Here is a 14029-nt window from a genome sequence, read left to right on the forward strand (position 1 = left end):
TGCAAATCAAGAATTACTTGTCAGACTTCTTGTCGTCCTTAACTTGCTTTGCTGAATCAGCAACTAAGTCAACGGCCTTCTTGATCTTGATATCATGAGAAAGCATGTCCTTTGACAGTGCCTTTTCAACGGCGTCTTCCTTCATGCCGTATTGCTTGGCAAGGTCGGCGATTTCTTGCTTAATTTCGTCATCGCTTGCTTCAAGCTTGGCGTCGTCAACAATGGCTTCCAGAACCAGGTTAGTCTTAACCCGTTGTTCAGCATCGTTAGCAAATTGCTTCTTCAAATCGTCTTCCTTAGTCCCAGTGATTTGGAAGTACATTTGTGGGCTGATCCCCTGTTGTTGCATACCAGCAAGGTATTGTTGCATTTGACGGTTAGTGTCATCGTCCAGCATTGCTTGTGGGATGTCTTGGATTTCAGCATTGGCAACGGCCTTTTCGATCGCAGCATCTTCAATGGCAGCCTTAGCTTGGTTGTCCTTGTCTTCTTGGAGCTGCTTCTTGGTCTTGTCCTTCAGTTCGTCAAGCGTGTCAACGTCTTCGTCAACGTCCTTGGCAAAGTCGTCATCCAATTCCGGAAGTTGCTTTTCCTTGATTTCGTGAATCTTAACCTTGAAGATGGCATCCTTACCAGCCAAGTTCTTAGCGTGGTAGTCTTCTGGGAAGGTAACCTTAACGTCCACATCATCACCGGAGTTGTGACCGATCAGTTGGTCTTCGAAGCCTGGAATGAATGAGCTGGAACCTAATTCAAGGGAGTAGTTATCAGCGGAACCGCCATCAAACTTCTTGCCATCAACGCTACCTTCGTAGTCGATAACGACCGTGTCGCCCTTTTCAGCTGGCTTGGCTTCCTTAAGAACCAATTCAGCTTGTTGTTGACGCTTCTTTTCAATTTCTGAGTCAACGTCGGCGTCAGAAACCGTGGTGTCTTGTTCAGGAACTTCCATACCCTTGTAGTCACCAAGCTTAACTTCTGGCATAACATCAACCGTAGCAGTAAGCGTCCAAGGTTGACCCTTTTCCATGCTCTTGATTTCGATTTGTGGTTGAGCAACTGGTTGGATCTTCGTTTCCTTAACCGCAGCACTGTAAGCATCTGGCAATACCTTGTTTAAAGCATCTTGGTAGAGAGATTCTTCACCGTACATTTGGTTGAAGATTTGGCGTGGAACACGGCCCTTACGGAAACCTGGCACCGTGATCTTCTTCCGGGTTTCAACGAAGGCTTCGTCGATTCCCTTCTTAATAGTGTCTACATCGATATCAAATGTCAATGTACCTTTGCTGGCATCGCTATCGCGTTCCCATTTTGCTGACATTTTATTTCCTCCAATAACAAATCAATTTGACCATCGCTACATTATTAATATAGGAATATAGGTTGGTCTGTACATACTTTATTAGTTTACCCTAGCTGTCACGCAATTGCAACCAATTGCCAGACATCGCAACGGTTTTATCATTTTTTAAATCAAAAAAGGAATCCGGCGAACCGAATTCCTTTTATTAAAAGCCTAATTGAAAACTAGTCTAACACTTCTGATACCACACCGGCACCAACAGTGTGTCCACCTTCACGGATAGTGAACTTCAGACCCTTTTCAAGGGCAACTGGCTTTTGCAAGTTAACAGTGAACGTTACGTTATCACCAGGCATAACCATTTCTACACCATCTGGCAATTCAATAGTACCAGTAACATCAGTAGTGTGGAAGTAGAATTGTGGACGGTAGTTGGAGAAGAATGGCGTGTGACGGCCCCCTTCTTCCTTGGTCATAACATAAACTTCACCCTTGAAGTTCATGTGAGTTTGGATAGAACCTGGTTCAGCAAGAACTTGACCACGTTGTACTTGGTCGTGAGAAATACCACGAAGCAAGATACCAACGTTGTCCCCGGCTTCACCAAGGTCAAGAGTCTTGTGGAACATTTCCAGACCAGTAACAGTTGACTTCAGAACATCTTCAGTCAAACCAACGATTTCAACTTCGTCACCGATCTTAACAGTACCACGGTCGATACGACCAGAAGCAACAGTACCACGACCAGTGATAGTGAAGACGTCTTCGACAGGCATCATGAATGGCTTGTCAGTAGGACGCTTTGGAGTTGGAATGTAGTCATCGATAACGTCCATAAGGTGAAGGATAACCTTTTCTTGTTCTGGGTCACCTTCAAGGGCCTTAAGAGCGGAACCACGGACAACTGGAACATCGTCACCAGGGAAATCGTATTCGTTAAGAAGGTCACGAACTTCCATTTCAACCAAGTCAACCAATTCGTCATCGTCAACCAAGTCAGTCTTGTTCAAGAATACAACGATGTATTGAACACCAACCTGACGGGCAAGAAGAATGTGTTCACGAGTTTGTGGCATAGGACCATCGGTAGCAGCAACAACCAGGATAGCACCATCCATTTGTGCGGCACCAGTGATCATGTTCTTAACGTAGTCGGCGTGACCTGGCGCATCGATGTGTGCGTAGTGACGCTTTTCAGTTTCGTATTCAACGTGGGCAGTGTTGATAGTGATACCACGTTCCTTTTCTTCTGGAGCGGCATCGATATCAGCGTAGTCTTCTTCCTTTGCCAGACCCTTAGCTGCCAGTACCTTGGTGATAGCAGCAGTTAAAGTAGTCTTCCCATGGTCAACGTGGCCAATAGTACCAATGTTTACATGGGGCTTTGTACGTTCATAATGTTCTTTTTCAGCCATTAATGAAAACCTCCTGTTAATTTACAAGTATAATGTCAGTTATTTCAAAAAAACAACTGACACACCCTTGGGAATATTGTACTACTTCTTTTCGCCAATTGAAAGCTTTATGTCAACGGCTTGAAGAAGAATTCTTAAATATAATATCAACTATCCCCTCGTTTGTAAATAAATTTGCCGATGTTTTTCGTCTAAATTAGAAAAACTTCATTTTCCCGCTTGGGACAGCGTTGAAATCAGCGTCATCAAGCGTTGTTGCCACTTTTCTGCCGCCGTATCATTGCCGCTCTCCTGACCATTTAGCGTCTTCAACAAGACCTCCGCCCACTCTGTCGGATTTGTAATTATGTTGGCCGCGCGGGGAAATAAGAACATCAGCTGTAATTCCAACTGCTGTTTAGCCATTTGAAAGCTGATCGCATCCTGATCGCCTAATCGATCCTTGATTATCTGCCGGACCGTCTTAATTGCCGGCACTTCATCCTGGGCTGTCATTTCAGCTGGGTTCACCTGGTACTCATGGTTATCAATCCAGAGATAATCCAATTGAGTGTCGACCCCGAGTTTGCGCAGGTTTTCAATAATGTCAGCCTTGATCAGGTAATGAACAAAGGGATCGTGAAGGACAAAACGGGTGCCCAGGATAAAATCATCCAGCGGTAAGGCGTAGGCCTCATTCAAGCGCTGCCGCTGTTCCAGCAAATCACCGTCGCCCAGATGATAAAAAATCTTCAGCCGCTGTTGGATCGTCTGCTGGTACTTTGTCTGAGCGATCTGTTCGCCATCGCAAACCAGCTTATCCAGGTCTTGTTGCCACTCTGCGGGACCATTGGCAATAAAAAGCCGGGCCAGCATGAAGCGCTGGTTTTGCACCATAACCTTTACCGCCAGTTTGGCAAACTTCTCAGTTTGATAAAACAGCTCGGGCTCCTCCACAACATTGCTGAGCGCTTGAACGTATTGATGATCTTTATAAAGGACCCGTACCAGTTGGCGAGTGGCATCGGGATCAGCAGTCTCCGTGACTAGGGGATCGAGGATGTCGCCAGCCGACCCCCACTTCTCCTGTTTAATGAGTTTTTCCGCTTGCTGGTAACGTTTTGCCTGTCCTTCATTCATCATCTAATACCCCCTCATAAACAAAGAAGTGCCCAGCTGAGCACTTCTTCGGTCAATTTATTTTTTTGCCTTGGCGTTTTGCTTCTCACGTTTGCGGCCACGGCCCCGGCCACCGCGATGATGGCCCTGTTGTTTTTCCTTTTGATTATTGTTCTGGTTGTTGTCCTTCTTGGCCTCGCCTTTGCTCTTATTCTTACGCTTGGCGTGCTGGTTGATCTCCATGATCACTGGCAGAATAACCGGGTGCCGCTTGGTCTGATCAAAGAGGAAGCGGTTCAGTTTTTCCCGGACGTCCTGCTTCAAGTGGCTCCAGTCGAATTCCTTCTGATCGAGGTTATCCTGGACCACCTTTTCAACCAGGTCGGCGCTCTGCTTCATCAACTGGCGATTGGTCTTAACGAAGACAAAGCCTCGTGAAGTGATCTGCGGCCGGGCCACGATCTTCTTCTTTTTCCGATCAATGGTGGCAACTACGACAAAAATCCCGTCCTCAGACAGCACCCGCCGGTCACGAAGAACGATGTTACCAATATCACCGATCCCGGTCCCGTCGATCATGGTGTTACCGACATCGATGTGGTCACCGACATGGAACTCACCATTCTTATAGGTAAGAACATCCCCCTTGTTGGCGATGAAGATATGGTCGGCTGGAATACCAACCTCTTCTGCCAGCTCAGCATGCCGGTCGAGCAGCCGGTATTCACCCTGAATTGGGATGAAGTATTGCGGCTTCATGAAGTTGAGCATCAGCTGTTCATCATTCTGGTTGGCATGACCAGATGGATTGAGGTCGTCAGAGATGAACTTAACCTCGGCTCCGGTCCGGTAGATCATGTCCTTGGTCTTTTGAACTTCCGTCTCCTGAGCGTAAGAAGGCGTCGTGGTGACAAAGACCAGGTCTGTATCAGTCAGGTGCAGCTTAGGGTTGTCACCACCGGCAATCTGCTGGAGGGACTTGATTGGTTCACCCATCTTCCCGGTTTCCAGAATAACCATTTGGTTTGGTTCCAGCTTGTCAGCTTCCTTCATGCTGATCAGCAGACCCTTTGGCAGCTTCAGTTTGCCGAGGCTCATTGCCGTGTTGATGATCTGTTCAATGTCCTTGCCAGACAGAACCAGCTTCCGGTCAACGGCCACGGCCGCGTTGATGATCTGCTGAACCCGCATGATGTTGGAAGCCACGCTGGCTACAATGATCCGCCCGCTTTGGTACTTGAAGGTTTCCTTGATGTATTCACCAATGTCCTTCTCCCGAGCAGAGATACCGGTGATGCCAGCCCCCGCGGAATCACTCAGCAGGGCCAGGACACCCTGGGAGCCAATTTCAGCCAGCCGGGCCAGGTCAGTTTGGTAGCCCTTGGTAGCAGTCTGGTCAAACTTGAAGTCCCCGGTGTAAACGATGTTGCCGGCACTCGTCTCAATAACAACCCCAAGCGTTTCAGGAATCGTGTGGGTTGTCTGGAAGAATGAAACCGTCACGTCGTCAAAATCAATTGCCGTAGAGGCATCGACAACGTGGAAGTCGTTGAACTTTTTAACTTCCTTGTGCCCCTTCACGGCCAGCTTAGCCAGGGCAATCGTCATCTCACTCCCGAATACCGGAACATTGAAGTCCATCAAAAAGTACGGCAGGGCCCCGATGGAATCTGCATGACCGTGCGTCAGAAATACGCCGACGATCCGGTCCTTATGTTCGCGGAGGTATTCCCAGTCCGGAATCACAACATCGATCCCCATCAACTCGTTTTCCGGGTATTTCAAGCCGGTATCCAAGATGAAAATTTGCTTGTCAACTTCAACTGCGTACATGTTTTTTCCGTTTTCGCGGACACCGCCAAACGGAATAATCTTAATGCTATTACTCATTAAGTAATTCTCCTTTTATTTAGTTTTGAACTGTCTACCGTTTCAAATAACGGCAAGATTTTTAATTTCGTTCAGGATTAGCTATTCATATCTTACCACAATCAAAGTTAGCATTGGAACCAAACCGGTTAGATTGACCAATAAAAAAAGCGCCCCAGTTCCATAAAGAACTGAAACGCTGAATAGCAATGATATTAACGACGAAGACCCAATGCCTTGATCAATTCACGGTAAGCAGGAAGGTCAGTCCGACGAAGGTAAGCCAGAAGGTTACGACGGTGACCAATCTTCTTCATCAAACCACGTTGTGAGTGGTAATCGTGCTTGTGAGTCCGAAGGTGTTCGTTCAATTCGTTGATGTCAGCAGTTAAGACAGCAACTTGAACTTGGGTTGAACCAGTGTCACCTTCGTGCGTTGCGAATTGCTTGATAATTTGATCCTTACGTTCTTTTGAAATAGCCATGCTATTTTCCCACCTTTCAAATATATTGATGCGCCTAGTTCTAAGTATAGCGTCGGTGAGGATCGCTAAACTGAGAAGAGGCAATGGTTAAATTACCTTTAACACTATAACCGATTATCGCTCCGCTTGCAAGCGTTCAACAAAATCCCTTCTTAATGCCGCCGAAACTATTGCATTGCCCGCCAGTCTTTTGTATAATGAAAAACGTTGAAAATTCTGGTCAACTGAATAACCGGGTAATGGAGGTGAAACTCATGCCAATTATTAAGTCAGCAATCAAGCGTGTTAAAACTAGTGCCAAGGCCGAAGCTAAGAACGCTTCTCAATTAAGCCACATGCGGACTGCTATCAAGAAGTTCGACAAGGCAAAGCTTGCTGGTGAAGATGACCTTGAAAAGTTATACAAGGATGCTATCTCAGCAATTGACCGTGCACACTCCAAGGGCCTTATCAAGGCTAACAAGGCTGCACGTGACAAGTCACGTTTATCAGCTCGTTACAACAAGTAATGACCGATAACGGCAACAGGTAATCGATACGATTGCCTGTTTTTTAGTTTAAACGCAAACAGCAGCAGCGGCGAACGATTTGTTCACGGTTGCTGCTGTTTTTATTTTGCTACCCGCGCCTGGTGGGCATACTGAAGCATAAAAAGCTGGAAAAGCAGGGCTGGGTCGCGCTGGGTCGTCTTGAGGGCCCGTTCGATCCGGACTAAACCCAGGTAGGCATTCTCCAGGGCTAACAGGGAGAAGTTGCGGGCCGTCCGCAACCCGAGTTTGACCCGGTATGGGTGAACATTGAGCTGCTTGGCCAGGTTGCCCTGGCTGAGGCCGCGGCTGCTCAACACTTTCAGCTGAATCAGCAGCCGGAACTGCCCCACCAGTACAGCGTTGATCCGCAGAGGCTGCTGCTGACCAGCCAGCAGCTGACGGTACAGGCTGAGTGACTTGACCTGGTCGTGCCGAAGAACCGCTGTCACCAGGTCAAAGACATTTTCGTCAAGCGACTGTGGAACCAGCGCGGCCACCTGTTGCTGAGTAATATACTTATCCTTATAGGCCAGAATCTGCAACTTGGCCAGGTTAGCGATCATCAGTCCATAGTCGGCATTGGTACGCCGAACCAACTCGTCGACCGCCGCCTGATCGATTTGGAAGCCAGCATCCATCAAACGGCCCACGACCTGCTGACGGGCCTGCTGCTCGTTCAGTGGCGCCGCACTAATCGTCACAGCGGCCTTTTTGAGGTCCTTAACAATTCCCTTGCGGCCGTCAAGTTTCTCGTATGGTGCCAGGATTACCAGGATGGTGGTCATCTCGGGGTGATTCAGGTAATGCTTGAACGAGTCCAGGTCATGGTCAATCTTTCCCCGCTTCTTTTCACCGGTGAGAAAGTACGGCTTGTTGATCACCACCAGCCGCCGCTCCCCGAAGAACGGGGCCGACATCGCATCATCTAGTGCCGTGGCAACCGGGGTGGTCTCCATGTCGTAACGCCCGACATTCATCACCTGCTCAGCCGATGGAATCAGACTCAGAAACTGGTCAAGGGCCTGCTGCTGCAAAGCTTGCTGCGTTCCCAGCACCAGGTAGATTGGCGCTGGACTCGCCTTTTTCAATTGTTGAGACAATTCGGTAATGTCCATTTCAGTTCTTCTCCTTTAAGTGTAGTCTGCCAATGACCGCGCTGCCGCGTATATGCATATCTGATCATCCCGTACTGCTGGGTCGAAAGGATTTTTATCTGGCGCTGCCGAAGACTCGCCACTACCTCGTCATTGGGATGGTGGTAACGATTGAAACGCCCTGCCGAGATGATTACCCACTGTGGATGCAGCTGATCCAAAAAGCGTTCATCGCTGGCCGTCCTGCTGCCGTGGTGCCCCAGCTTCAAAATATCGGCATGCAGTCCTGGATAGTGCTCAAGAACCGCGCACTCACCAGCCCGGTCCAGGTCACCGGTGAAGACAAATTGTTGGCCGCCGAAACGGCCGGTCAGCACCATCGAATCCTCATTTTTTGCCTCGCCGGGAGCGAACGGGTGCAGGATCTTCAGATTCGGGTCAATGTTAGGATGCTGATCCGTAACCGGAATAATCTGCGGCTGATTAACCGTCCCCACCTTTCGGGTCAGTACCGGTTGTTTCTCCATCCCCGCCGGGACCGCAACCCGACTGACCCGCATGTTCTGAAGGACCGTCGGCAGGTAGCCAATGTGATCGGCATCCCGGTGACTGAGGTAAATGGTATCAATATGGTCGATTCCCCGGCTCTTCAGATAATTAATACTGGTCCGGGTGGCAACATCACGGGTGCGCACCGGTTGACGCCGGCCAAAATTCAATTTTCCACCGGTATCGATCATCATTACATGCCGATTAAAGGGTTCCCGAATGATAATACAGTCTCCCTGCCCGATATCCACAAAGTTTACCTCACCAGTAAGCGGCAGGTGGATCACTAGAAAGCAGCTAAGATATGTTAAGGACAGCATCAGCCAGCGCCGCGCACTTCGATAGCTGCTGATGCACCAGAGCGTCAAGAGGAACAGTACCGTCGCCATCCAGAAGGCCGGCTTGCCAAAGACCACTTCACCCGGTAGCTGGGCAACCAGTCCCACCAGCCGCTGGAAGAATAAAAGTAGCCGATTCACCAGCTCGCCAACTGCCGGCACCAGCCAATAGGTCCCCGCACTCACCAGAACCAACGGAAAGAGCACGAATGAAAACAGTGGAATCATTGGATAGCTGATTACCAGACTGAGCCAGTGAAATTCAAAGACATAGCTCAAAATTGCCGGCAAACTGGCTAGGCTCAGGAAGAGGCACTGCCTCAATGCCGTAATCTGGCGATCCATCACCTGGAGCAGGAACGATAACAGGTAGCTCAATTGGCCGCCCAAACTGAGCAGGACTGCGGGCTCCCAGGCCATTCCAACCAACAGGCTCAGTGCCCAGCTGTCCAGGCGGTCAAGCTTCAAGATGTCCTGCAGCAGCCCCGCCTCGGCCATAATCACCGCCCGAATCAGGCTCGGCGCGCCCCCGGCAACGATTAGGTAGAACGGCAATGCCAAAATCAGCAAGCCATCGACCAGCTCACGGTCCAGCCACAGGTACACACCGAGCCAGCGCAGAATCGTGACCAGCAGGACCACGTGCATCCCCGAAATACAGAAAAGATGAATCACGCCGAGCTTTTTGACATCTGCCATCAGCTGGTCATTGGCCGCGCTATTCCGTCCAATGATTAACTGCTGACAATATCCAGCCAATGGTTCCGGCATCCGGTTAAAGTAATTGCTCAACCGCCAGCGCCAGCAATGGCACCGGTCGCAGAGTCCCCGTTGCGTCACGTTCCTGACTAATGGTGGTTGGTCAAGCCGAACCTGATTATAGACCCGCCGTTGCTGATAGTAGCGGCATAAGTCAAATTCATTTTCGTTGGTGGCAGGCATCACCGGCTGGATCATCCCCGTCAGCTGCCATTCGGTTGGCCGGTCAAGGCAGCGAAACTGGTCAAGCAACTGGGGATCCCGCACACTAACGGCCAGGGATTCACGGGTCTTAGACTGCTGGTCTGTTCCGACGGCCGTCACAAAACCATCTTGAACCTTGATATCATCCGGTAGCACTTTAACCACCTGGGTAACTGGGTGCCGATCAACGACGGTTTTCCTGCTAATTTGGCGTTGAAAAGACCAACAGATCCCACCCGCAACTACGATACTCAAGCAGCAGGCCAGCAGAACAGCCGGCCGTCGCAGGCAGCAAACCCGCAACAGGAGGTAGGCGGTAAATAGCCAGCAGTACGGCTGCGGCCCAAGAATTGCGACAGTCACCGACCCCATCACCAGGGCCGGAAATATCCAGTAATGACGAATTTCTTCTATTGCTCAGGGCGAATATACTGTCCCAAGCGAACCTCATCTAGAATATCGTCATCAAGCTTGATTTGGTGGAGGTGGATGTTCTTAAGCTTAATCAGCTTCATTGCGTAATCATCATTGTGGTAGTTGCGAATGTAGTTGATCTCTTTAATTCCTGCTTGCAGAAGGCTCTTAGTGCATTGCAGACAAGGAAAGTCAGTCACGTACAAGCTGGCTCCGTCCATTGAGATCCCAAACTTAGCGCACTGCAGAATTGCATTCATTTCGGCGTGAATGGTCCGGACACAGTGTCCGTCCCGCAGGTAGCATCCGGCATCAATACAGTGTTCATCGCCAGAAACCGACCCGTTGTACCCACCGGCAATAATCCGTTTATCCCGCACAAGGACGGCCCCAACGGACAGGCGGTTGCACGTACTGCGCGAAGCGAGCAGTGCCGCCTGAATCATAAAGTACTGATCCCAATCAATTCGCTTTCTTGCCATTTTTCGTCACTCCTTTGTCTGATATAGTATAGCAAAGAATCCACTCAAACCAAAAGCTAGACGGCCAACTGATCCTTGATTTTCTCGACTGTCTTATCGCCAAACCCGCTTACCTGCTTTAGTTCATCCACCGACTTAAATTGCCCATGCTGCTCACGATACTGCAGGATCAGGTCCGCCTTCTTGTCCCCGATTCCGGTAATTTGGCATAGCTGCTCCTTCGTCGCCGTATTGAGGTTAATAATTGCTGCCCCGCTGGCTGAACTTGCACTGCTGACATTAGCCGTTCCTACCGCACTGGTTCCGGGCATCGTTTCACCGTTCACCGGTACATAGACAACCTCCTGGTCAGCGAGCTGTTTAGCAAGGTTAACCTGTTTCATATCGGCATTGTCCATAATCCCGCCAGCTGCAGCCACGGCTTCATTTACCCGGGAGCCGCCTTTCAGCTTATAGATTCCCGGATGCCTGACCGCACCCTTCACATCAACACAAACCTTGCCACCGACCGAAGATGCCGTTGACATGACTGCGCTGCTTGTTGAACCGATTGCCATGGTCTGCTCAATCTGATCGGGCGCTTCTGCGGGCCGCTTCATTAGCCACGCGCCTACTAGTCCTAATACGGCAACCAGGATCAGCAGTTGATATCGATAGCTTTCCCAAATTTCCTTCAGACGTTCCATTACATCCCCCTCCCATATAATAAATACGGGAAAATATTAATTTGATACATAAAAAATACCTCACAACTGTTAGCATAATTGTGAGGCATTCTAATTTAGTAGGAATAAATCATCTTAGTAACGACGCTTATTCATCCCTGCCAGGCCAAACATCATCAGCAATGAAACCAGGCCAAGCCCAGTGGCTGCATTGACGTTACCAGTTTGTGGCAACTTGTTTGACGGCTTTTCAGGCTTTTGAGGTTCATTTGGTGTATTCGGGGTATTTGGCGTGTTAGGGGTGTTAGGAGTATTCGGCGTGTTTGGAGTATTAGGGGTATTTGGCGTGTTTGGGGTGTTCGGAGTATTAGGGGTATTTGGCGTGTTTGGGGTATTAGGGGTGTTAGGAGTATTCGGCGTGTTTGGTGTGTTTGGGGTGTTTGGGGTGTTCGGAGTATTAGGAGTATTTGGCGTGTTTGGGGTGTTTGGGGTGTTTGGGGTGTTTGGGGTGTTTGGTTCACCTGGTTCATGTGGAACTAAGCCGTAACCACCAATCGTATCCCAGTCAGTAGGCTTGCCCCATTCACCAGGCAGAGCAGCACCGTTAGCAGCATCCTTATTAAGAACACCCTTCATATTATCGTTCTCGCTGGTGTTGTCCCAAATCCAGTCCCCCTGGTTGGTCATCCGTGCTAGAACCGTCGTCGTGTTATCTGGGTTGACTTGGACCAAGAAGCTTGGGGCCCAGGTTGAGTCCATGCCCTTTCCAGCAACTCCACCCCGGTTTGTGATGTATGAGGTAATCAGAACTTGATCAGGGTGTCCCTCAACGGGTACTGCGTAGTATGAGTAAGTTGCTGTTCTCCAGTTTGCGGGAACGGAGGCAGTTAAGACAACGCCAGAATCATTTAATGGCTTGTAGCCACCCGTTAACTTGTCAGAAACGTAACCAACCATGACAACGTTGTCACCAACAGTCTTGTCAGCTGCGTTCCAAGCATCATCATTGGTACCACGGTTCAACCTAGTAGCGGCAAAAAGATAGTACTTATCACCCAGCTTAACAACATCCGGACGTTCAATTTCATCACTAACCATCGGTGCAGTAACCAAAGGCGTGTAAACTTCACTGACCTGAGGATTCTCAATATCATTATTAAGCTTTAAGATCCCGATAGCAGCATTGGCCCAAGATGCCCGGCTGTTCATATCAGCATTGGACAAGAGGTGGAAGAAGTTATCGACGTTGAACTTGTCGTCGCCACCATAGTTTTGCCAATTGAAGATTTGTTCAGGTCCTTGGTAGTTTTCAAGACCCGTACTTGCTTCAAAGATCAGATAACGGTTACCATCATTATCCTCAATGACGTGTGCATCACGCATTGCAATATTGTCGGCACCCTTATTAGTTGCGCGCCATTGCTTGTAGGTTTGGTAGTGGTAGCCATCCCCTTCAAACACAATGTGATCGTTAGCAACATGGTCAATTGAAACCGTACCATCTTCGTCATTATGATTCAGATAAATTGTTGCACTAGCAAGTTTCTGATGGTTCGTATTATTATCGCTTGTATCAACTCGTGTGTAGAACAGTTGAATTGTCCCATCCGGGTTGACGGTTGCGGATCCGGACCATTCTTGACTAACGGGGGTAGCATTATAACCGAAGATCGGTCCGGCATTCTTCCAGTCAGCCAAGTTATTATCACCATATTTATTGTAAAGCAGGTAAATGTGATTATCGTTTACGTTTGGAATCCCCATCCTGGCGATAACTAATTGATAACCATTCCAGTTAGAAACATAACCCGTCTTAATGTCTTGAACCGGCCATGAATCCCAAACATCCATGTCCACAATCTGGCCGGTTTGAGCATCACGGGTATGAGCGGCAGGCATATTCTGAATTTGCTTAGCGTTAAAGAATGGAACTGCATAACGCGGGTCTTGTTTGATCAGCGTATCAGCGATCTTCTTAAAGTCGTTGTAAGTCATCTGGGTACCCGTCTGGGCATGCTTAGAGAAGTTAATTTCATTTAACTCCTTAATCTGCTTTGGCGTCAGGGTTGAAGGATCGATTCCCGCATTCTTAACGACAGCTGCCGCTTGGGAATTTAAGCCCGTTGACTGACTCTCTGTCATTTGGTGAGCAGGCTGGGCAGTTTGCTCAGTATGCTCTGCATTATTAGTGGTGTTTTCCTTAGCAGGAGTCTCATTCTTAGCTGTGCCGGCAGCCGGTGCGTCTTGCTTTTGCGCAGCTGCGGGTGCAGTTGACTTCTGAACATTCGAATTGCTTGCATCTGTGGTCTGCGTGGCAGGAGCAGATGATTGGCTTACAGCAGCTGGTTGCGGGCTACCCAGACTAGCCACGCTGGACTGTGCGGCTGCCTCATGACCACTGGCAGCAACCATTGAACTGCTTTGACTAGCATCAACTGATGAAGCGGTAGAACTTATCCGCACTGGCCGTCATCCCCCAGGCCAATACACTAGCAGATACTAAGGCAGCAACTGCCCACTTTTTACCAGCCTTGTACATTTTCTTATGTTCTTTGTATTCCATAAAGATCCCTTCCTAAATAATTGCTAAACGTTTGACATTTGACACAAATAAAGTATCACGAATTTATCGAATTGGCAGATTGTAAAATTTAAGTTGAACAATTAAGTGGACAGAAAAACCCATCAAGGTCTTTAATGGTGTTACCACACAATCCATTAGAAAGAAGGTCCTTGATGAGCACTTATCATTCCAGAACCGTGTTGTCATTGAAACGCTTCATAATGAAGGACGTTCCTTGCAATACATCGCTAACTACTT

13 protein-coding genes are annotated in these 14029 nt (G+C 48.8%); 2 read left to right on the top strand and 11 right to left on the bottom strand.

Annotated features, from left to right (window positions below; translation table 11 throughout):
* Window positions 1–13: 13 nt before the first annotated feature.
* The 5 genes from tig to rpsO form a co-directional block, all read right to left on the bottom strand.
* Window positions 14–1324: a trigger factor gene (tig, locus tag QOS10_RS05310; protein WP_283594236.1), complete on the bottom strand. Its 1311-nt coding sequence runs from the start codon at window positions 1322–1324 to the stop codon at window positions 14–16.
* A 206-nt stretch (window positions 1325–1530) separates the two neighbouring features.
* Window positions 1531–2721: an elongation factor Tu gene (tuf, locus tag QOS10_RS05315; protein ID WP_283594238.1), complete on the bottom strand. Its 1191-nt coding sequence runs from the start codon at window positions 2719–2721 to the stop codon at window positions 1531–1533.
* Window positions 2722–2928: 207 nt separating this feature from the next.
* Complete coding sequence (locus QOS10_RS05320) at window positions 2929–3840, bottom strand: hypothetical protein (RefSeq protein WP_283594239.1); 912 nt, start codon at window positions 3838–3840, stop codon at window positions 2929–2931.
* A 57-nt stretch (window positions 3841–3897) separates the two neighbouring features.
* The gene (locus QOS10_RS05325) at window positions 3898–5709 is read right to left on the bottom strand and encodes a ribonuclease J (RefSeq protein WP_283594240.1); all 1812 of its coding nucleotides are present in this window, start codon (window positions 5707–5709) and stop codon (window positions 3898–3900) included.
* 194 nt (window positions 5710–5903) lie between these two features.
* Entirely contained in the window at window positions 5904–6173 is a 270-nt protein-coding gene (rpsO, locus tag QOS10_RS05330) for a 30S ribosomal protein S15 (RefSeq protein ID WP_283594241.1), read from the bottom strand.
* 254 nt (window positions 6174–6427) lie between these two features.
* Here rpsO and rpsT point away from each other — a divergent pair, with 254 nt between their 5' ends.
* Window positions 6428–6682, top strand: a complete 255-nt coding sequence (gene rpsT / locus QOS10_RS05335; protein WP_104689242.1) for a 30S ribosomal protein S20 — start codon at window positions 6428–6430, stop codon at window positions 6680–6682.
* A 101-nt stretch (window positions 6683–6783) separates the two neighbouring features.
* Here the strand turns inward: rpsT and holA are convergent, their stop codons facing one another.
* The 6 genes from holA to QOS10_RS05365 all read right to left on the bottom strand — a co-directional run bounded on the left by holA (window position 6784) and on the right by QOS10_RS05365 (window position 13771).
* Entirely contained in the window at window positions 6784–7818 is a 1035-nt protein-coding gene (gene holA / locus QOS10_RS05340) for a DNA polymerase III subunit delta (RefSeq protein ID WP_283594242.1), read from the bottom strand.
* Window positions 7788–10019, bottom strand: coding sequence for a DNA internalization-related competence protein ComEC/Rec2 (locus QOS10_RS05345; protein WP_283594243.1), 2232 nt, complete (start codon window positions 10017–10019; stop codon window positions 7788–7790). Before QOS10_RS05345 ends, holA begins: the two co-directional genes overlap by 31 nt.
* A 38-nt stretch (window positions 10020–10057) precedes the next feature.
* Window positions 10058–10543: a ComE operon protein 2 gene (locus QOS10_RS05350; RefSeq protein WP_283594244.1), complete on the bottom strand. Its 486-nt coding sequence runs from the start codon at window positions 10541–10543 to the stop codon at window positions 10058–10060.
* Window positions 10544–10599: 56 nt separating this feature from the next.
* Window positions 10600–11229 carry a helix-hairpin-helix domain-containing protein gene (locus QOS10_RS05355; protein ID WP_283594245.1) on the bottom strand — a complete coding sequence of 210 codons (630 nt, stop codon included), beginning with the start codon at window positions 11227–11229 and terminating at the stop codon, window positions 10600–10602.
* A 114-nt stretch (window positions 11230–11343) separates the two neighbouring features.
* Window positions 11344–13203 carry a glycoside hydrolase family 68 protein gene (locus tag QOS10_RS05360; RefSeq protein WP_283594249.1) on the bottom strand — a complete coding sequence of 620 codons (1860 nt, stop codon included), beginning with the start codon at window positions 13201–13203 and terminating at the stop codon, window positions 11344–11346.
* 436 nt (window positions 13204–13639) lie between these two features.
* Entirely contained in the window at window positions 13640–13771 is a 132-nt protein-coding gene (locus QOS10_RS05365; protein WP_283594247.1) for a KxYKxGKxW signal peptide domain-containing protein, read from the bottom strand.
* A gap of 154 nt (window positions 13772–13925) precedes the next feature.
* Between QOS10_RS05365 and QOS10_RS05370 the strand changes: the two genes are divergently transcribed.
* Window positions 13926–14029, top strand: a 104-nt coding sequence (locus tag QOS10_RS05370) for a helix-turn-helix domain-containing protein (protein ID WP_283594252.1), incomplete at its 3' end; no start/stop codon positions are given.

Source organism: Limosilactobacillus galli, from assembly GCF_947381495.1.
Taxonomy (GTDB): Bacteria; Bacillota; Bacilli; order Lactobacillales; family Lactobacillaceae; genus Limosilactobacillus; species Limosilactobacillus galli.